The organism is Methylobacterium sp. D48H, from assembly GCF_053345715.1.
In genome coordinates this window covers 1161121-1178742 of record NZ_JBKFAP010000001.1, presented here as the reverse complement: position 1 = coordinate 1178742, position 17622 = coordinate 1161121, and the positions used below count along the sequence as shown (strand labels likewise).

General features: G+C 73.7%; 19 protein-coding genes. 10 read left to right on the top strand and 9 right to left on the bottom strand.

All coding sequences use genetic code 11. The annotated features are described in order from the left end of the window. Positions 1–59: 59 nt before the first annotated feature. Entirely contained in the window at positions 60–674 is a 615-nt protein-coding gene (locus ACLBX8_RS05745) for a septation protein A (RefSeq protein WP_447698370.1), read from the top strand. A gap of 3 nt (positions 675–677) precedes the next feature. On the opposite strand, the gene ACLBX8_RS05740 is transcribed toward ACLBX8_RS05745, so the two are convergent. Genes ACLBX8_RS05740 through ACLBX8_RS05730 form a run of 3 tightly spaced genes read right to left on the bottom strand, consistent with a single transcriptional unit; the run spans position 678 to position 2240 of the window. After that, positions 678–1292, bottom strand: coding sequence for a DsbE family thiol:disulfide interchange protein (locus ACLBX8_RS05740; protein WP_447714727.1), 615 nt, complete (start codon positions 1290–1292; stop codon positions 678–680). Further along, positions 1289–1432, bottom strand: coding sequence for a heme exporter protein CcmD (gene ccmD / locus ACLBX8_RS05735; RefSeq protein WP_020090708.1), 144 nt, complete (start codon positions 1430–1432; stop codon positions 1289–1291). Before ccmD ends, ACLBX8_RS05740 begins: the two co-directional genes overlap by 4 nt. A gap of 10 nt (positions 1433–1442) precedes the next feature. Continuing rightward, entirely contained in the window at positions 1443–2240 is a 798-nt protein-coding gene (locus tag ACLBX8_RS05730) for a heme ABC transporter permease (RefSeq protein ID WP_100250638.1), read from the bottom strand. Between the two features lie 405 nt (positions 2241–2645). Between ACLBX8_RS05730 and ACLBX8_RS05725 the strand changes: the two genes are divergently transcribed. Together ACLBX8_RS05725 and ACLBX8_RS05720 are read left to right on the top strand one after the other, a co-directional pair. After that, positions 2646–3320, top strand: a complete 675-nt coding sequence (locus ACLBX8_RS05725; RefSeq protein ID WP_056531636.1) for a hypothetical protein — start codon at positions 2646–2648, stop codon at positions 3318–3320. A gap of 33 nt (positions 3321–3353) precedes the next feature. Further along, a complete protein-coding gene (locus tag ACLBX8_RS05720; protein WP_100250639.1) occupies positions 3354–3665 on the top strand; it encodes a hypothetical protein in 312 nt (103 codons plus the stop codon). Between the two features lie 9 nt (positions 3666–3674). On the opposite strand, the gene ACLBX8_RS05715 is transcribed toward ACLBX8_RS05720, so the two are convergent. Both ACLBX8_RS05715 and ACLBX8_RS05710 read right to left on the bottom strand, forming a co-directional pair. Next, positions 3675–4433 carry a tRNA1(Val) (adenine(37)-N6)-methyltransferase gene (locus tag ACLBX8_RS05715; protein ID WP_447698373.1) on the bottom strand — a complete coding sequence of 253 codons (759 nt, stop codon included), beginning with the start codon at positions 4431–4433 and terminating at the stop codon, positions 3675–3677. Beyond that, positions 4430–4654 carry a putative signal transducing protein gene (locus ACLBX8_RS05710; protein WP_447714726.1) on the bottom strand — a complete coding sequence of 75 codons (225 nt, stop codon included), beginning with the start codon at positions 4652–4654 and terminating at the stop codon, positions 4430–4432. The genes ACLBX8_RS05715 and ACLBX8_RS05710 overlap by 4 nt, the downstream gene beginning before the upstream one ends. Positions 4655–4822: 168 nt before the next feature. Here ACLBX8_RS05710 and ACLBX8_RS05705 point away from each other — a divergent pair, with 168 nt between their 5' ends. Continuing rightward, the gene (locus tag ACLBX8_RS05705; protein ID WP_091679233.1) at positions 4823–5842 is read left to right on the top strand and encodes a polyprenyl synthetase family protein; all 1020 of its coding nucleotides are present in this window, start codon (positions 4823–4825) and stop codon (positions 5840–5842) included. Positions 5843–5910: 68 nt separating this feature from the next. On the opposite strand, the gene ACLBX8_RS05700 is transcribed toward ACLBX8_RS05705, so the two are convergent. After that, on the bottom strand, positions 5911–6339 hold the full coding sequence (locus tag ACLBX8_RS05700; protein WP_056531645.1) for a MarR family winged helix-turn-helix transcriptional regulator: 429 nt from the start codon (positions 6337–6339) through the stop codon (positions 5911–5913). 136 nt (positions 6340–6475) lie between these two features. Between ACLBX8_RS05700 and ACLBX8_RS05695 the strand changes: the two genes are divergently transcribed. Both ACLBX8_RS05695 and ACLBX8_RS05690 read left to right on the top strand, forming a co-directional pair. After that, complete coding sequence (locus ACLBX8_RS05695; protein WP_447714725.1) at positions 6476–8293, top strand: chloride channel protein; 1818 nt, start codon at positions 6476–6478, stop codon at positions 8291–8293. Further along, the gene (locus ACLBX8_RS05690; RefSeq protein WP_447698376.1) at positions 8290–8769 is read left to right on the top strand and encodes a hypothetical protein; all 480 of its coding nucleotides are present in this window, start codon (positions 8290–8292) and stop codon (positions 8767–8769) included. Before ACLBX8_RS05695 ends, ACLBX8_RS05690 begins: the two co-directional genes overlap by 4 nt. Before the next feature lie 19 nt (positions 8770–8788). On the opposite strand, the gene ACLBX8_RS05685 is transcribed toward ACLBX8_RS05690, so the two are convergent. Continuing rightward, positions 8789–9661 carry a 4-(cytidine 5'-diphospho)-2-C-methyl-D-erythritol kinase gene (locus ACLBX8_RS05685; RefSeq protein WP_447714724.1) on the bottom strand — a complete coding sequence of 291 codons (873 nt, stop codon included), beginning with the start codon at positions 9659–9661 and terminating at the stop codon, positions 8789–8791. A gap of 189 nt (positions 9662–9850) precedes the next feature. Here ACLBX8_RS05685 and ACLBX8_RS05680 point away from each other — a divergent pair, with 189 nt between their 5' ends. Both ACLBX8_RS05680 and ACLBX8_RS05675 read left to right on the top strand, forming a co-directional pair. Continuing rightward, the gene (locus tag ACLBX8_RS05680) at positions 9851–10993 is read left to right on the top strand and encodes an aminotransferase class V-fold PLP-dependent enzyme (protein ID WP_447714723.1); all 1143 of its coding nucleotides are present in this window, start codon (positions 9851–9853) and stop codon (positions 10991–10993) included. 132 nt (positions 10994–11125) lie between these two features. Further along, positions 11126–12463 carry a hypothetical protein gene (locus ACLBX8_RS05675; protein WP_447714722.1) on the top strand — a complete coding sequence of 446 codons (1338 nt, stop codon included), beginning with the start codon at positions 11126–11128 and terminating at the stop codon, positions 12461–12463. Positions 12464–12475: 12 nt separating this feature from the next. Here ACLBX8_RS05675 and ACLBX8_RS05670 read toward each other — a convergent pair whose 3' ends face one another. Both ACLBX8_RS05670 and ACLBX8_RS05665 read right to left on the bottom strand, forming a co-directional pair. Next, positions 12476–13474, bottom strand: coding sequence for a lipid II:glycine glycyltransferase FemX (locus ACLBX8_RS05670; protein ID WP_447714721.1), 999 nt, complete (start codon positions 13472–13474; stop codon positions 12476–12478). Between the two features lie 359 nt (positions 13475–13833). Beyond that, positions 13834–15093 (bottom strand): glycosyltransferase family 4 protein, encoded by a 1260-nt coding sequence (locus tag ACLBX8_RS05665; protein WP_447714720.1) that lies wholly within the window; start codon positions 15091–15093, stop codon positions 13834–13836. 106 nt (positions 15094–15199) lie between these two features. Here ACLBX8_RS05665 and ACLBX8_RS05660 point away from each other — a divergent pair, with 106 nt between their 5' ends. Both ACLBX8_RS05660 and ACLBX8_RS05655 read left to right on the top strand, forming a co-directional pair. Continuing rightward, entirely contained in the window at positions 15200–16384 is a 1185-nt protein-coding gene (locus ACLBX8_RS05660; protein ID WP_447714719.1) for a DUF1972 domain-containing protein, read from the top strand. Beyond that, positions 16378–17622, top strand: a complete 1245-nt coding sequence (locus tag ACLBX8_RS05655; protein WP_447714718.1) for a glycoside hydrolase family 5 protein — start codon at positions 16378–16380, stop codon at positions 17620–17622. Before ACLBX8_RS05660 ends, ACLBX8_RS05655 begins: the two co-directional genes overlap by 7 nt.

Below are 17622 nucleotides of genomic sequence, written 5' to 3'. Positions count from 1 at the left end.
CGAATCCCGTCCGACGCTCCCAGCCTACCGTGAGCGCCGCAGCCGAGCCAACCGAGCGTATGCAGATCGAATCCGTCCCCCCGCACCGCCACCTGCCGCCGCTCGTGAAGCTGGCGCTGGAACTCGGGCCGCTGGTGCTGTTCTTCCTCGGCAACGCCTATTCCGAGAAGTTCGGCGTCGCCCCGGACCAGAAGCTGTTCGTGGCCACGGGCGTTTTCATCGCGGCGACCGTGGCGGCTCTGGCGATTCACTACGTGATGGTGCGCCGCCTGCCGATCATGCCACTCGTGTCCGGCGTGGTGGTGGTGGTGTTCGGCGGCCTGACCCTGGCGCTGCAGGACAAGACCTTCATCATGGTCAAGCCGACCATCGTGAACGCCCTGTTCGGTACCGTGCTGCTCGGCGGCCTCGTGTTCGGGCGCTCGCTGCTGTCGGTGGTGCTCGACTCGATGTTCAGCCTCACCGACGAGGGCTGGCGGAAGCTCACCTTCCGCTGGGGCGTGTTCTTCTTCGTGCTGGCCGCGCTCAACGAGCTGGTCTGGCGGACCCAGACGGAGGATTTCTGGGTCAACTTCAAGGTGTTCGGCATCATGCCGATCACCGTGCTGTTCGCCCTCGCGCAGACGCCGCTTCTCACCCGCTACGAGCGCAAGAAGGCGCAGCCGGAGGCGTGATACTTACTGCGCCGCCGCCACCTTCCCAGCGGCACGGATGCGCGAGAGCACGCTGGAAAAATTCTCCGGCGTGAGGATGCCGACCAGCTTGTCGCGGATCACGCCGTCGGGCCCGATGATGAAGGTCTCGGGCACGCCGTAGACGCCGAAATCGATCGCCGCGCGGCCGCCGGCATCGGCCCCCACCGCGCTGAACGGGACGCCGTGCCGGGTCAGGAAGCGCTGGCCGGCCTCGGGGTTCGGCTCCTTGTAGTCGATCCCCACGAGCCGGATGCCGGGCTCCTTCGCCAGCCGCATCAGCATCGGGTGCTCCACCTGGCAGGGCGCGCACCACGAGGCGAAGACGTTGAGCACCGTGATCTGGCCCTTGAGGTCCGCGCTCGACAGGCCGGGCACGGGTGCGCCGTTGGCGATCAGCCCCGGCACGGCGGGCAGGTCGAAGCGCGGGACCGGCTTGCCGATCATCGCGGAGGGGAGGGCAGCCGGGTCGGCGCCGGAGCGCAGGCGCAGGAACAGCACGGCGGCGAGCGCCGCGAAGACGAGCGCCGGCAGGATCAGCAGCAGCGAGCGGCGGACCGGCGGTGTCCGGCCGGCGGTGTCGTCGAGGGGCGCGCTCATCGCCGGTCCTCGCCGAAGCCCCTTAGGGCGCGCCGCTGCGCCCGTCGGTCGCGCAGGGCGTTGCCCACGAGGGCGACCATCACCACCGCCGTGAACGCGTAGGCGGCCAGGATGAAGCCGCCGTGAGACCCGAGATCCATCGCGGTCCTCCTAGACCGGCTGCCCGACCGGCATCGCGGCCGGTGTCGGGGTGAGGCGCGGCTGGGCGCGGTCGAGGCGCTCGGCCTCGCGGATCGTCAGCGTCCGCACCCGGCGGCGCATGATCTCGGTGCGCATCGCGTAGAGGTGCAGGGTCATCCCGCCGAGGGTCGCGGCGGCGATCATGACCAGCAGCGGGTGGAGCATCGAGGGATCGATGGTGGAGCCGCCCATGCGCAGGATCGAGGCCGGCTGGTGAAGGGTCGACCACCAGTTCACCGAGAACTTGATGATCGGCAGGTTCACGGCACCGACCAGCGTCAGGATCGCGACCGCGCGGGCGGCGCGGTTCGGATCCTCCAGGGTCCGCCACAGGGCGATGATGCCGCAGTAGATCAGCAGCAGGATCAGCATGGAGGTCAGGCGCGCGTCCCAGACCCAGTAGGTACCCCACATGGGCTTGCCCCACAGCGAGCCGGTCACGAGGCAGATCAGCGTGAAGGCGGCCCCGATCGGCGCGGCCGCCCGCTGGGCGACGTCGGCCAGCGGGTGGCGCCAGACCAGGGTTCCGATCGCCGACACGCTCATCGCGCCGTAGAAGAACACGCCGAGCCACGCCGCCGGGACGTGGATGTACATGATCCGCACCGTCTCGCCCTGCTGGTAGTCGGGCGGCACCACGAAGAAGGTCTGGTACAGGCCCAGGGCCAGCACGCCGAGGGACAGGGCCGTCAACCACGGCACGAGCGCCCCCGACCACCGCATGAAGTGGCTGGGGTTCGACAGGCGGGTCCAGAGGGAAGGCGTCATCGCGGCAGCTGTCTCGGACATCGTGGAAGCGGTCTAGCCTAGGGTGCGGTGCAGCAACAATGCGGGTCGGCGGCGCAGGCGGCGGGGGTGCCGCAATGGCATCGTGCGCCGGGCCGGAACCCGTCGGGCCTTCGGATCCGAGAAGCTGCTGTACGACTGCGCCGACAACGAGCCGTCTTCCTGAGACATCCTCAACGCACGCGCTCTCCCGCACGGGAGCGGGAACCCGCGCCACGCCCGCACGTGTCCGACGATGACGCACGTCCGCGACCGCAGCTTTTCGCGTCCGAGCCTTGCGCATCGCGGGCGGATTGCGCATATAGATGTGAACAAAAAGAGAACGAAAGAGCGTCCCCGATAAAAGCTGTGGACGACGCGACCTCACCCTGACGGACCGAGCGCCCCATGCGAACCGCCGACAAGCAGATCGCCGACATCCTCGTCCGCTACGGCGAGCCCTTCGGGGGCAACGTCTGGCGCGTCCAGGGGACCGCCGTTATCTACCACAAGACCCTGGAGCGCATCGCGGCCCAGGCCGGCATCGTGTTCGAGCCGCCGACCGTCATCCGGGCCGAGCGCGACGAGGCCGTGATCCTGGTCACCGGCCGGCTGCCCGGCGCGAAGCCCGGGACCGAGCGGGTCGAGTGGTCCATGGGCGAGGCGCTGGTCAACGTGAACTACCGCGTCTCGGGCAAGCAGGCGGCCTACGTCTACGCCATGGCCGAGAAGCGCGGGAAGGACCGCGTCATCCTCAAGCTCATCGAGCTGCACGGCCTCGTCTACTCCGAGGAGGAGGCCGACGAGTTCCGGGCACACCAAGTCCCGGTCCGGGCCGTCGACGAGGATTTCGAGGAAGCCCCCGCCTTCGACGAGGTCACCGAGGCCGAGGGCGACCTCAAGCGCCGCATCGACGAGGCCGAGACCATCAACGCGGTCACCGACCTGATGCTGGACGGCGCCACCCAGGCCGTCCTGGCGACGATGCCGCCCGGCACCCGCGACGAGGTGCGCGACTACGCCAAGGCCCGCCTCGTGGCGCTGGGCTGGCCGAAGCGCGCCGGACGCCGCAGCGCCGCCTGATCCCGCTTCCCACCCCCACCGAAGGAGACCGCCATGCATCGCGCGACGAGCCGCCGCACCATGAAGGCCCGCCGGGATTACCACCGCGGCTGGAGCATCGAGACCCTGTCGTACAGCCCGACGCGGATCGTCCGCCTCGGCGCCGAGAAGGTCGCGATCCTGTTCCCCCCGGTCGAGCCCGGCGCGGCCTGGCAGCTCTACCCGCATCCCGACACGTTCCCGGGGCTCAACTTCGAGGGGCTGCCCGAGCCGCTGCGCCCCGAATTCCTCGCCTTCCCGGACCTTCCGGAGGTCGAGCGGTTCCTCGGCATCCGCGACGCCGAGCCCGCCGCCCTCGCGGCGTGACGCGGGCGCTCAGGGGGCCGGCCACGGTGCGCCGCGATGGAGCGCCTCGGCCTCGTCGGTGAAGGTGCCGTCGGGGCTGTGCAGGACGAGGGGCGGCAGCAGGCTCGGCAAGGCGCGGCTGCCGCGGGTCGCCGCGATCAGCACGCGGATCGCGGGCACGTCGCCGCGGGGATGGACCGGGCGGATCGCCAGCCCGCCGTAGCGGCCCCGGAGCGCGTCGAGGCAGGCCGGGAGGGCGTCCGCCCGGTGGATGAGGCCCAGGCGCCCGCCGGGCCGCAGGATCGCCGTGCAGGCGCGAATCCAGGCGTCGAGATCGCCGCCCGCGAAGGTGTGGGCGGCGGCGCGGCCCGGATGCGGCGAGGCGCGGTGATCGCCGGCCGCGAAGAACGGCGGGTTGGTGAGCACGACGTCGAAACTGTCCGGCAGCAGACCGGCGGCGCGGCGTTCCGCCGCGGGGGCCAGCACGTCGGCGACCACGATCCGCGCGTCGATGCCGTTGAGGGCCGCGTTGGCGCGGGCCAGATCGGCAAGCGCCGGGTCGCGCTCGACCAGGGTCGGCCGAAGGCCCGGCGCCAGGGCCGCGCAGGCGAGGCCGACGGCGCCGGTCCCGGCGCCGACGTCGCAGAGCCGGTCCCCGGCCCGCGGCGTGAGCAGCCGGGCGAGCAGCACCGCGTCGGTCCCGGCGCGGTGCGCGCCCCGCGGCGGCTGGTGCAGGCGCAGGCGGCCGCCGAGGAAGGGATCGGCGCCGCTGCCGGCCTCGGCGGTCACGGCTGGCGCAGCTCGTGGGCGATGCCGGCATCGGTCAGCAGGCGGCGGGCCTGGGCCTCGTGGTCGCGCGGCACAAGGAGGCGCTGGCCGAAGACGCCGATCGACCCCTCCATCAGGCTCATGTGACTGTCGGCCACGAGGACCGGGATCTTGGCCGCCTCGAGGACCGAGCGGGCGAACCCGATCAGCACGACGTCGTTGGCCCGGATCAGCTCGATCATCGCGGCGCGGCTCCGGAACGGGCGGGGATCGGCGGTTTCGTCGCGTGAGATCCGCGCTGGCGACACCCCATATCCGGCCGGCGACGATGTTGCGGCGCCGCGGGGCGCGTGCGAAGGGATCGCCCGCCCCCTGCGGGGCGACCGGTCTGGAGGTCACGGATCTTGGGTATGGCCCTCTCCATCGAGAATCCGAAGCCCGAGGCGGAGGCGGGGCTCAACGACCTCGTCGCGCTGGTGGCCGACGGCATGGCGCGGGTCAACACCACGATCCTGTCGCGGACGGGATCGGACGTGGCGATGATCCCCGAGGTCGCCAACCACCTGATCGCCTCCGGCGGCAAGCGCCTGCGCCCGATCCTGACCCTGGCCTGCGCCCGGCTCTGCGGCTACGCGGGCGCCGCCGACGGCGACGTGAAGCTCGCAGCCAGCGTCGAGTTCATGCACACCGCCACGCTCCTCCACGACGACGTGGTCGACGAGAGCGACATGCGGCGCGGCCGCGTCGCCGCCCGGATCAAGTGGGGCAACGAGGCCTCCGTGCTGGTCGGCGACTTCCTGCTCGGCCAGGCCTTCCGGATGATGGTCGAGGTCGGCTCGCTCAAGGCGCTCGACATCCTCTCGGCCGCCGCCACGGTGATCGCCGAGGGCGAGGTGATGCAGCTCACCAACGCCAAGAACCTGGAGACCGACGAGGCCGCCTACCTCGCGGTGATCCGCGGCAAGACCGCCGAGCTGTTCGCCGCCGCCTGCGAGGTCGGGCCGGTACTCGCCGGCCGGCCCGAGGCCGAGCAGGCGGCCGCCCGGTCCTACGGGATGAATCTCGGCATCGCCTTCCAGCTGATCGACGACGTCCTCGACTACGGCGGCACCTCCGCCGAGCTCGGCAAGAACGTCGGCGACGATTTCCGCGAGGGCAAGATCACCCTGCCGATCGTGCTGGCCTATCGCCGGGCCAGCGAGGGCGAGCGCGGCTTCTGGCGGCGCACCCTGCAGCAGGGCGAGATCGGCGAGACCGACCTGGAGACCGCCCTCGACCTCCTGCAGCGCCACGGCGCCCTGGAGGAGACCGTGGCCCGCGCCCACCATTACGGCGCCGAGGCCCGGGCCGCCCTCGACATCTTCCCGGACGGGCCCGTCAAGGCGGCGCTCCTCGGGGCCGTCGAGTTCTGCGTGGCGCGGGCGCGCTGAGGGCGGGCGCTCTCGGCCGCCGCGTCGACGGTCACCGACCTCCGCCAGCTTGACGGCCCGCGTCGGCCTCACCGCGTCGCGGGCCCGAGGGCCTCGGTGAGGGCGGGGGCGAGGTCGCGCAGCTCCGCGAGATGTGCGTCCGTGAGGGTCCGCAGCAGGGCCTCGGCGCGCGGCGTCAGCGACAGCTCGCTCCGCCGCCTGTCCTCGACGGCGCGGGTCTTGGTCAGCAGGCCGGCCTCCACCATGCGGGAGACCAGCTCGGCCGCGCTGTGGGGGGCGATGAGCAGCTGCTCGGCCAGCAGGCCGACCGTGGCGGGCGCGCGCCCGACGTGGCCCGCGAGCGTCAGCAGCGCCTGATGCTGCTGCGGCGGCAGCCCCGCCCGGGCCGCCGCGGCCTCGCTGAACGCCAGGAAGCGGCGGAGACGGAATCGGAAATCCGCCAGCGCCGCGTACTGCTCCCGCGACAGCGCCGCCGTTCCGGGGGCATCGGCCTCCATGATCGCCTCCGTGGTGAATCGTCCGAGCCGCCGATGCTGCGTCGTATCGGCAGTCCTGTCCCGGCTGCAACGGTCGAGCCATTGTCTAATATATCGGATCACGACATAAGTGCCGCCGCGGCGAAAGGAGGCCCTGATGATCGGCGGGACTGGGAGCGACAGCGGGGACGGTAGGCCGTCGCGGCGGGCGCTGGGAGATTTCAGCGCGGACCGGCGGGTCCTGACGCTGGCCGGCATGGCGGTCGTCACCGGGACCGCCGCCAGCGGCACCGCCTGGATCCTGCTCACGCTGATCGGCCTCGTGACCAACCTCGCTTGGTACGGCCGGCTCGACGCCGACCTGACCTCCCTGGCCGGCGCGGCGCCGGGGCCCTGGATGGTGGCGATCCCGGTGATCGGGGCGCTGATCGTCGGCGCCATGGCGCGCTACGGCTCGGAGAAGATCCGCGGCCACGGGATCCCGGAGGCGATGGAGGCGATCCTGATCGGCAGCAGCCGGATGTCGCCCAAGGTCGCCGTGCTCAAGCCGCTCTCCTCGGCGGTGGCGATCGGCACCGGCGGCCCGTTCGGCGCCGAGGGGCCGATCATCGTGACGGGCGGCGCGGTCGGCTCGCTCTTCGCCCAGTTCTTCCATCTCAGCGCCGCCGAGCGGAAGACCCTGCTGGTGGCGGGCGCGGCGGCCGGAATGACCGCCATCTTCGCGACGCCCGTGGCGGCCGTGCTGCTCGCCGTGGAGGTCCTGCTGTTCGAGTGGCGGCCGCGCAGCCTCGTCCCGGTGACCGTCGGGGCGGTCACCGCGGCCTGCTGGCGGCCGGCCCTGTTCGGCGCCGGCCCGCTCTTCCCCTTCGCCGACAATCCGGCCCTGCCCTGGTGGGGGCTGCCCGCCTGCGCGCTGCTCGGGGTCGCCTGCGGCCTGATCTCGGGGGCGCTGACCCGGGCGCTCTACGCGCTGGAGGACGGATTCGGGCGGCTTCCCCTCCACTGGATGTGGTGGCCCGCCCTCGGCGCCGTCGTGGTCGGGCTGGGCGGCCTCGTGGAGCCCCGGGCGCTCGGCGTCGGCTACGACGTCATCCACGACCTGCTCTCCGGCCACATGCTGGCGAGCGCCGTCGTGCTGATCCTCGTGGTGAAGGCGGTGATCTGGCTCGCCGCCCTGTCGTCGGGCACGTCCGGAGGCGTGCTCGCGCCGCTGCTGATCCTCGGCGGCGCCGTCGGCTGGCTGATCGGCCTCCTCCTGCCCGGCGCCCACGGCTTCTGGGCGCTCATCGGCATGGCGGCGATGCTCGGCGGCACCCTGCCGGCGCCGCTGACCGGCGTCGTCTTCGCCGTCGAGGTGACCGGCGACGTCGCCGCCCTGGCGCCGCTGCTCGCCGCCACCATGGCGGCCTACGCGGTGACCGTGCTCCTCCTCAAGCGCTCGATCCTGACCGAGAAGATCGCCCGGCGCGGGCAGCACGTGACCCGGGAATACGGGATCGATCCCTACGAACTCGCCCGGGTCGAGGCGGTGATGACCCGCACGGTCGAGACCCTCGACGCGGACCTGCCCCTGGCCGACGCCCTCGCGGCGATCGAGACCGGTGCCCACCACGCCTATCCGGTGGTCGACGGCGCGGGCCGGCCGGTGGGCCTCGTCTCGCGCAGCGACGCCCTGCGCTGGACCCTGGAGGAGCGCGACGGCGAGGCCGAGGCGGGCACCCTCGGCGAGCGCGTCTCGGACGCCGATCTCGCCGTCGTCCATCCGGGCGACGTGGTCTCGCACGCCCTCGACGTGATGCTGTCGGCCGGGCAGGGGCGCCTGCCGGTCACCGATCCGCGCACCGGCGGCCTCGTCGGGCTTCTGACCCGAAAGGACCTGCTCCAGGTGCGCGCCACCGTAGTTCGGGCCGAAGCCGAGCGTCGCGCGTTCTACCGGAAGGGGCGGGGTGAGCGGCGCGCGCGGATGGAAGCATGACCCTGGACCTGCACCGTCCCGGCCGGACCACCCGCCTCGATCGGCTCGCGCCGGGCAGCGTCTACCTGATCGCCGGCCGGGACGGGCCGGATCTCGCCCTCGTCGTGCAGCGTGAGGGACGTCGGGAGGCCCTGCTGCTGAACCGCCGTCACGCGGTCGATGGCCACCTGCGGGTCGCGTCCGAGATCGCTCCCGAGGCCGACGTGCTGGCGCTGCCGGGGGCCGTCCTGGCGCCGAGCGGCGCCCTCGCGGACGTCGCCCACGGCGTGACCGCCGCTCCGGCCGCGCTCCACCTCGGCGACGGCCGGGCGTATCTGCGCGGACGCATCTCGGACGGCCGACTCGCGACCTTCGATGTCGGGACCGGTCGGGCCAGCGCGATCGATCCCGGCGACCTGCCGCGGGCGCGCGGCTGGCGCGTGATGGTGCCCGAGGGCCGCGGCGTCGTGACGGTGTACGAGGCGGAGCCCGGCTGAACGCCGCCCGCGGGCCGGGTCAGCGCAGGAAGGTCGGCGCCACCCACCATCCCGGATGGGCGGCGCGCAGGGCGGCGGCGGCCCGGACGGCCGCGCGCCGGTCGGCGAACAGCGCGAAAACGGTCGCGCCGGAGCCCGACATCCGCGCGAGGCGGCAGCCTTGGGCGCGGAGGGCCGCCAGCGCGTCGCCGATCACCGGCGCCACGGTCAGGGCCGGCGCCTCCAGATCGTTGCGGGCCCCGGCCAGGGCCCGGAGCAGCGCGTCGCTCGCCATGGCCCGCGGGATCGTCGGGTGCGGCGCGCCCGCGAGATCCTGGCCGACGCTCAGGCCCAGCGCCTTGAAGACCGGGGCGGTGGGCACCGGAACGCCGGGATTGATCAGCACCGCGGGCAGCGGTGCGAGGCCGAGGACCGGCCCGATCGCCTCGCCCGCGCCGCGCATCATCCGGGCCCGCGGGTCGAGGCAGACCGGCACGTCGGCGCCGGTCTCCCGCGCCACCGCGCCGACGGCCTCGTGGTCGAGGGGCAGCCCGTTGAGGCGCGCCAGCAGGCGCAGGGCCGCGGCGGCGTCGGAGGAGCCGCCGCCGATCCCCGCCGCGACCGGCAGGCGCTTCACCAAGTGGAAGGCGCCCACGCGCAGGCTCGGCACCCGGGCGGCGAGCCCCCGGGCGGCCCGCAGGACGAGGTTGTCGTCCGTCGGGCCGGCGGGGCCGGCGGTGGGGCCGCTGACGGTCAGGCTGAGCGGTGCCGCGGGATCCAGCGTCAGGCGGTCGGCCGTGCCCGCGAAGGCGACGAGGCTCTCGAGCACGTGATAGCCGTCACCGACGCGGCGGCCGAGGACGTGGAGCGTCAGGTTGACCTTGGCGGGGGCGCGATCGGCGAGCAGGGTCACGGGGTCTCGGTCGGGTCGTGGCGATGTGTCCCGAGGCTCTACAGGCTCGCGGCCCGGAACAACAGCTCAGCTGCCGCCCCCGCCGAACACCCCGCGCGGACCGGGCGCGCCGGCCTGCGGCCTGGGCGCCGCGCGATGGAGTCCGGGCCGTGGTGCCGGCGGATCCGATCCTCTAGGCTGTCGCGCATCATGGCGTTCACCGAATCCGTCGCCGCGGGGCTCCCGTGCCAGCGCCATCTCTTCGAGATGCCCGCCGACGTCAGCTACCTCGACGCCGCCGCCTGGTCGCCGCTGCCGCGGGCCGTGCGCGCGGCGGGCGAGGCGGGTATCCTGGTTAAGAGCCGTCCCTGGGACCATCCCCGCACGGCGGTCCCGCCCTGGGCCGAGCGGGCGCGCGCTGCGGCCGCCCGGCTGATCGGCGCCGGCGCGGACGAGATCGCGATCGTCGGGGCGGTCAGCCACGCCATGGCGGTGGCCGCCCGCAACCTGACCCTGAGGCCGGGCGGGCGCCTGCTCCGCGTGGCCGACGAGTTTCCGTCCCTGCGCTTCGCCTTCGATCGGCTGGCCGACCGGCAAGGTCTGGTGGTGGAGGAGGTGCCGCGCCCCCTGGACGGCGACTGGACCGCGGCGGTCGCGGCCGCGATCGACCGGCCGGGCGCCCCGCCGCTCGCCCTCGCCACCCTGACCCCGCTGCACTGGACCGACGGCAGCCTGATCGACCTCGACCGGCTCGCTCCCGCGGTCCACGCCGCCGGCGCGGCCCTGGTGATCGACGCCACGCAGGCCGTGGGCGCCGTGCCGGTCGACGTCGCCCGGTGGCGCCCGGACTTCCTGGCCTTCCCGACCTACAAGTGGGCTCTCGGACCGTACGGTCTCGCCTTCCTGTACGCAGCGCCGCACCGGCAGGACGGGGCGGCCATCGAGGAGAATATCGGGAACCGCCCGCCGGCCGCCGGTGCCCGCCGCTACGACCGGGGCGAGCTCAACGATCCGGTCGCGCTGTTCATGGCCGTGACCGGGCTGGAGCAGATCGCCGAATGGGGCGTGCCGGCCGTCGCCGCCCGGCTGCGCGGGCTGACGGACCGCTTGGCGGACGGGGCCGCCGGCCTCGGCCTGGCGCCGTTGCCGGCGTCCCTGCGGGCGCCGCACATCCTCGGTCTGCGGCCACCCGCGGGTCTGCCGACGGGCCTCGTCGATCGCCTGCAGCGGGACCGGGTCTACGTGAGCGAGCGCTCCGGCGCGCTGCGCATCAGCCCGCACGTCTGGGCGGACGAGGACGACCTCGCGCGCTGCCTTGCCGCACTGTCTGGGGCCTTCCGGGGGATCACCTGAGACGGTCCGGAAACGGACGCTCCGGCATGAGCGCCGGGCCGGGAGCGAGTCGCGAGACCATGCCGCGCCGCCGACTGCTTCCCGGCGCCGGCGCCCGGACCGCGCGCCCACACGGAGACCGTCCACCCCCACATGACCGATTCGATGCCGCGTCCCGGTGATCGGCTCCGGCTCCCGGGCGCCGGCCGCCTCCGCCTGCCCGGACCGATGCGTGCCGTCCTGTCGGGGCGGTTCGCCGTGATCCTGTCGGGCGAGCTGACCCAGAGCCTGTTCCACTTCCTCCTCAACATCCTGCTGGTGCGCGCGCTCGGCGCGCACGATTACGGCCTGTTCGCCATCGTCTTCGCGGTCGGGGCGGTCGGCATCACCTACATCCGGGCCCTGGTGGCGGTCCCGGCGACGATCCACGTCGCCCGGAGCCTGGGACGTCCGGCGGCGCTCGGCTACGACGTGATGTTCGGCTCGGGCGCGGTGCTGGTCTCCGGCCTCATGGCGGCCGCCGTCGGCCTTCTGCTGATCCCGGTGATCGGCCTCGGCGCCCTCGCGGCCGGGGCCTTCGTGGGCCTCTACGCCTTCCGCAGCTACCTGCGGATCGTGCTCCTCGCCCGCGGCCGGCCCCGGATCGCTGGCCTGAGCGACCTGGTCTACGCGGTCTGCGGCGGTCTCCTCGTCGCGCGCTGGCTGAACGGGGAGGGCACGGCCCTTCTCGATCGGGCCTTCGCGGCGATCGCGCTCGCGCACGCGGTCGCGATCGGGGTGGCCTACGCGGCGCTGCGCGAGCGGATCCGCTTCTCGCTGCACGCGCGGGCGCGCGCCCGCTACCGGGCCATCTGGCGGACCCTGGCGTGGTCGCTCGCCGGCGTCACCAGCCTGACGGTCCAGGGTCAGGGGCTGACCCTGCTGCTGGCGCTCCTGGCCGGGCCCGCCGCCTACGCGCCGATCGCCGCCACGATCGTGCTCTACGCGCCGCTGCGCATCCCCGCGAGCGCGCTGCTGAACATGATCCTGCCCGAGATCAGCCGGCTGCTCGCGGCCGGGCAGGTCGACGCCGCCCGCCGGCTCGTCGTCCGCAACGGAATCCTGCTCGGCAGCGCCTGTCTCGCCTACGGGGCGGTGATGGCGGCCGCCCTGCCGCTGGTCGAGGACATCCTGTTCAAGGGTCGGTTCGCCGCGCAGCCGATGGGCTGGATCGGGCTCGGTGTCTGGGCAGTGGTGACCGTGTCGCTGCTCTACGCGATCCCGCGGGCCTATCTCGAGGCCTCGGCGGCGTTCCAGACCATCACGGCGGGGGCGGTGGCGAGCGCCGCCCTCGGGATGGCCGTGATGGTGCCGGCGCTGCTGCTGCTGCCGCCCGCCACCGCGCTCGCCGGCCTGCTGGCCTCCGAGGTGGCGACGCTGGTCTGGTCGGTCTCGGCCTTCCGGACCCTGGCGCGGCGCCCGGGACCGGCGCGACCCCTCGGCGCCGCGTGACCGGCCCGTCGCTCAGCGCAGCGCGAGCAGGGCCGGCGCCAGTCTGCGCAGCGCCGGCGTCCGGCTGTAGACCCAGAGCGGGTTGTGCTGGACCACGTCGGTGCACAGGCCGCGCTTGAACTCGAAGACGGCCCGGTTCGCCGCCGGATCGATGCCGCCGAAATCGAAGACCCGGCAGCCCTCTTCCTTCGCCCGCTCCACGAAGCGCCAGACCGCGAGGGTCGCGGCGCCCGTCGCGCGGGCCCGCTCGTTCGAGGCCGTGTAGAAATCCGTGCAGCGGCTGTCCGACAGGTGCGCGATCCGCACGAGGACGCGCTGCCCGTTCTCGCGGACGTCGAGGAACAGCAGGCGCTCGTCCTCGGCCGCGATGTCGCGGTAGGCCTGCGGCTGCAGCGTCGTGGCGAAGCCCTTGCGCTCGCGCAGGGCCGCGAACATCGCGGTGAAGTCGTCGAAGGCTTCGAGGCGCTCGGCCCTGTCCTCGAGGAAATGCGTCGTCACCTCGGGGTTGCGCTCGGCCTTGCGCAGGGCCTTGCGCCAGCGCGGCTCCATGCCGGCCTGGATGGCGTCGAGGTCCTGGGTCAGGTCGAGTTCGAGGGTGTGGTCGGGCGCGCCGATCACCGGGGCGAAGCCGTGCATCAGCAGCGCCAGCGTCGCGTCGCGGGTCTCGAACTGCTCGTAGTCGACGGCGAGGACGTCGAGCCGGCCGAGCGCGAGGTGGTCGATGAACGCGGCGAACACCGCCTCCGCGCGGTGCGCGCCCGCGGCGGTCAGCAGCGGGCCGCCCTGGACGTGGATGAACCGCGCCGGCCCCTTCCGGCGCGTCTGCCACTGGACGAAGGCGAGGTCCGCGCCGTCGCCGGACACGACCGCCCGCCGCACCTCCAGGCCGCGCCGCGCCTTGTAGGTGCCCCAGGGGCTGCCGCAATAGATGTTGGCGCCCGGGCAGGCCCAGACCCGCCGGTCCCAGTCCAGGGCATCCGCGGTCTCCTGAACCGCGAGCTTGGCCGCCATGTCGCTCCTCGTCCTCGCGCCCCGTCCCGGCCGGGCAGGGTTTCCCGCGCCGCACGCCTCATCGGTCAGGCGCCACCGCATTGCATCCTCGCGCGGCCGATCGTCCACAGGGTGACGGTGGCCGCGCGGGTCGGTTTCCGCTGCGTCGCGAGCGGGGCTCCGGTGCCCGGGCGGCCGGGGCCGGTAAGGGGACGCGCCCGGGCCGGTCGTTGCGCGGCGCCGGCAGCAGGCCCGGCCGCGGCGCTTGGCCACGGACCGCGGGCGTGCAGGAGGTCGTCCCGGTCACGCCGAGGGCGCCCGCGCTCAGGGCGGACGCCCGTTCCGGACCGACGCCGGTCCCGCGGGGACGCGCGGGGATCCTAGGCGGCCGGTCGCGCCGGCGCGTCCGCGGCGCGGGACGGATCCGTCGCCGTCGGGCGGCGCAGCGTCGTCCGGACCATGGCCTCGATGCCCTCCGCCGCCGAGGCCTCCGAGAACAGGCTCAGGTAGCGCGCCCGGGCCGCCCGGCCGAAGTCGCGCCAGCGCGCCGGGTCGGCGACCAGATCCGCCAGCACGGCGGCGATCGGCTCCGGGCCGCCCGGCGGGACGATCCAGCCGGTCTTCCCGTCCTCCACCACCTCGGGCAGGCCGCCGATCGCCGTGACGAGCGGCGGCACGCCGTAGGACATCGCCTCGATCGCCACGCGGCCGAGGGATTCGGGCCGCTGCGACGGCATCGTGACCACGTCGGCCCAGCGGTAGAGGGCGGCGGGATCGGCCACGAACGGCTCGAGCGTGACCTGCGCGGCGAGCCCCGCCTCGGCGATCCGCCCGACCAGGGCCCGCTCGCGGGCCTCGTCCTCGAAGGCGCTGCCGACGATGCGCAGCGCGATCCGCCGACGCACGGGCTCCGGCAGGGAGGCCAGCGCCTCCACGAGGACGTCCTGGCCCTTGATCCGGCTGATCCGGCCGAGCATCAGCACGCGGAGCGGCCGGGAGCCGTCGTAGGTGTTCCGATTCGGCTCGGCGGGACCCGCGATCCCGTTGTAGACGACCCGGGCGGTCGCCCCGCGGGGCAGGGCGTAGGCCCGCTCGGTGGCGCGCGAGTTGAAAACCACGTTGGCGCCGCTCCAGCGGATCAGCCCGCGCAGGATCTTCAGCACGGTGCCTTCGGGGATCTCGTGGACGTGGACGATGCTCCGGCCGGGGACCAGCCGGGCGGCCAGCAGGTAGTCGGCCACCACGGTGGTGTTGATGTAGACGAGGTCGCTCGCGCGGATGCGGCGCCACGCACGGATCATCGCGATGGGCAGAGCCATCAGACCCAGGGTTACGAGGCGCGCCAGGTTCTTGCGCCGCAGGATCCAGAGCGGGGCGATCACGATCTCGCTGGCGAAGGGCTCCAGCGCGGCCACGATCGGCCCGCGTCGCGGCAGCACCACGTCGATCCGCGCACCCGGATGGGCGGCCCGGATCGTGCGGACGGTCTCGATGAAGCAGCGATCCGAGCCGTACAGCTCGAATCCCTGGTGGACGCACGTGATCCGAAGCTCCGCCGCGGCGTTGGCGACGGCCCGCAGCGCGGGGGCGGCAGCACGATCGCTGTCGCGCGCCGCTCTCAGTCCGAAATTGTCTACCATAAGATGATTTCTGTATTGAATAAACAACTAGCAGTTGTAGAAGCCGGTCGTCGGGATTGTATCCTTCGGATCTACAATAGGGCCGACACATTGGAAAGGAAGTTTCATGCCTGACCGCGCACCGAAACTACTTATTCTCGGCACGCGCGGTATCCCGGCCGCCCACGGTGGTTTCGAGACTTTCGCGGAACGTCTCGCGCTCTACTTGGTCGAACGCGGCTGGCAGGTCGGCGTGTACTGCCAGAGGGATGTCGAGACGGTGCGGGAGCGCATCGCGTGCAGCACCTGGAACGGTGTCGAGCTGATCACCGTGGAGATCGGCCTGCGCGGCCCCGCAGCGACACTCGCCTTCGACGCGATCTGCGCCCACGGTGCCGCGACCCGCGGGGGCGTCTGCCTCGTGCTCGGCTACAACGGCGCCGCGTTCCTGCCCTACCTGCGGGCGCGGGGCGGGCGTATCCTGACCAACATGGACGGGATCGAGTGGCGCCGTCCGAAATGGTCGCTGCCCGTGCGCGCCTTCTTCTACGTCAGCGAGTGGATCGCCGCGTGGTCCTCGCAGCGGCTGGTGGCGGACCATCCCGTCATCGCCGACCACCTCGCCCGTCGCAGGCCGCGCGGCGCCATCGCGACCATCCCGTACGGCGGCGATCCCCCGGCGGCCGATGTCGGACCGCCGCCCCTCGGCCTCGCGCCGGACCGCTACCTCGTCTCGATCGCCCGCATCGAGCCGGACAACAACATCCTGACGCTCGTCGAGGCCTTCTCGCGCCGTGCCCGCGGCGTGCGGCTGGTGGTGCTCGGCACGCTGAGGGTCGGCAACCCGTACCATCGCGCCGTGGAGGCAGCCGCCTCGCCGGAGGTGCTGTTTCCCGGCGCCATCTACGAGCCTGGGCAGGTCCAGGCCCTGCGGGTCCACGCGCGGGCCTACCTCCACGGCCACACCGTCGGCGGCACCAACCCGTCGCTGGTCGAGGCGCTCTGGGCGGGCAACGCCGTGGTCGCCCACGACAATCCGTTCAACCGGGGCACGGCCGGGGACGCGCAATTCTATTTCTCGGATCCGGACAGCTGCGCCGCGGCCATCGAGCGCGTGCTCTCCGACGGGGCCGCGGTCGCGGCGGCCCGCGCGGCCGCGCGGGCGCGCGCCGAGCAGTTCCGCTGGGACGCCGTGCTGGCCGCCTACGAGGACGCGCTGCGCCGTGTCGGCGGCTACCCGCCGGCCCCGGACCGCGCGGCGCGCGCCACCGCGGCCGAGCCCGTCGCCGCTCCGGCCTGTCCGAGATGGTAGGCCCCAGCCGGCGGTCGGTGCTCGCCGGCGCCCTCGCGGCGGGTGCGGGTGTCCGGCCCGTCCAGGGCAGTCCCGCGCCGGTCGCCCTGCGCCGGGGCATCGCCCTCTGGCCCTGGTTCTCGCTGACCACCGAGTACCCGCCCCCGCGGACCGACTACGCGTGGCCGCCCTTCCAGGCCGGACGGCCGGTGCCGACCCGCGACGACCTCGCCCGGATCGCCGGGTTCGGCTTCGACTTCGTGCGCCTGCCCCTCGATCCCGGGCCGTTCGTGGCCTTCACGGGGCCGCGGCGCGCCGAACTCCTCGGCACCTTGTCGGAGGCCGTCGACGCGGCGCTGGCGGCCGGGCTGCGCGTCCTGGTCAATGTCCAGGCGAACGCCGCGACCCACCACTACACGCCCGACGCGTTCTACGGCTCGGACCGGGCGCCGCTCTTCGCGGCCTATCGCGACCTCGTCGGAGACCTCGCGCGCCTGTGCGCGCGGAAGGGCACGGACCGCGTGGTCCTGGAGCCGGTGAACGAGCCGCCGCAGGCCTGCGGCGGCGGCGCCTGGAACCGGGTGCAGGACGGGCTCCTGGCCGCGGCCCGCGCGGCCGCGCCGGCGCTCACCCTGGTGGCGACCGGCTCCTGCGGCAGCCTCGTCGCCGGCCTGACGGCTCTGGATCCGGCCGCGCTCGCGCGGTTCGCGCCGCTCCTCTACACCTTCCACTTCTACGAGCCGTACCTGTTCTCCCACCAGGGGGCGACCTGGCTCACCGAGGAGCCGTTCTACCGCTGGCTCACCGCCGTGCCCTGGCCCGGGAGCCGCGGCACGCTGCGCGAGACCCTCGCGGCGGTGCGGGCGCGCATGGAGACGGACCGCACGGTGCCGGAGGCCGAGAAGGCGCGCGACCGCGCGGTGATCGAGGCGAAACTGCACGCGTATTTCGAGGCCGCGCCCGGCCCGGCCTACATCGCCGACGCGATGGCGCCGGTGGCGACCTGGGCGGACCTCTACGGGATCCCGCGCGGGCAGGTGCTGATGGGCGAGTTCGGCGCCCTGCGCACCGACGCCCGTTTCACGGCGTCCCGGGCGCAGGACCGGGCCGCCTACATCCGGGACGTGCGGCTGGCGGCGGAGGCGAACGGGTTCGCGTGGTCGTTCTGGAATCTGTTCGACGGCCTCGGCCTCATGGACGACGCGCACGTCGCCGATCCCGCCCTGATCGCGGCGCTCGGGCTGCGGGCCCGGCCCTGA

Coding starts and splice junctions, on each gene's coding strand:
- ACLBX8_RS05730 (WP_100250638.1), bottom strand. CDS start 2,240: ATGACGCCTTCCCTCTGGACCCGCCTGTCGAACCCCAGCCACTTCATG.
- ACLBX8_RS05660 (WP_447714719.1), top strand. CDS start 15,200: ATGCCTGACCGCGCACCGAAACTACTTATTCTCGGCACGCGCGGTATC.
- ACLBX8_RS05725 (WP_056531636.1), top strand. CDS start 2,646: ATGCGAACCGCCGACAAGCAGATCGCCGACATCCTCGTCCGCTACGGC.
- ACLBX8_RS05705 (WP_091679233.1), top strand. CDS start 4,823: ATGGCCCTCTCCATCGAGAATCCGAAGCCCGAGGCGGAGGCGGGGCTC.
- ACLBX8_RS05675 (WP_447714722.1), top strand. CDS start 11,126: ATGACCGATTCGATGCCGCGTCCCGGTGATCGGCTCCGGCTCCCGGGC.
- ACLBX8_RS05670 (WP_447714721.1), bottom strand. CDS start 13,474: ATGGCGGCCAAGCTCGCGGTTCAGGAGACCGCGGATGCCCTGGACTGG.
- ACLBX8_RS05655 (WP_447714718.1), top strand. CDS start 16,378: ATGGTAGGCCCCAGCCGGCGGTCGGTGCTCGCCGGCGCCCTCGCGGCG.
- ACLBX8_RS05665 (WP_447714720.1), bottom strand. CDS start 15,093: ATGGTAGACAATTTCGGACTGAGAGCGGCGCGCGACAGCGATCGTGCT.
- ACLBX8_RS05690 (WP_447698376.1), top strand. CDS start 8,290: ATGACCCTGGACCTGCACCGTCCCGGCCGGACCACCCGCCTCGATCGG.
- ACLBX8_RS05740 (WP_447714727.1), bottom strand. CDS start 1,292: ATGAGCGCGCCCCTCGACGACACCGCCGGCCGGACACCGCCGGTCCGC.
- ccmD (WP_020090708.1), bottom strand. CDS start 1,432: ATGGATCTCGGGTCTCACGGCGGCTTCATCCTGGCCGCCTACGCGTTC.
- ACLBX8_RS05700 (WP_056531645.1), bottom strand. CDS start 6,339: ATGGAGGCCGATGCCCCCGGAACGGCGGCGCTGTCGCGGGAGCAGTAC.
- ACLBX8_RS05695 (WP_447714725.1), top strand. CDS start 6,476: ATGATCGGCGGGACTGGGAGCGACAGCGGGGACGGTAGGCCGTCGCGG.
- ACLBX8_RS05710 (WP_447714726.1), bottom strand. CDS start 4,654: ATGATCGAGCTGATCCGGGCCAACGACGTCGTGCTGATCGGGTTCGCC.
- ACLBX8_RS05720 (WP_100250639.1), top strand. CDS start 3,354: ATGCATCGCGCGACGAGCCGCCGCACCATGAAGGCCCGCCGGGATTAC.
- ACLBX8_RS05680 (WP_447714723.1), top strand. CDS start 9,851: ATGGCGTTCACCGAATCCGTCGCCGCGGGGCTCCCGTGCCAGCGCCAT.
- ACLBX8_RS05745 (WP_447698370.1), top strand. CDS start 60: ATGCAGATCGAATCCGTCCCCCCGCACCGCCACCTGCCGCCGCTCGTG.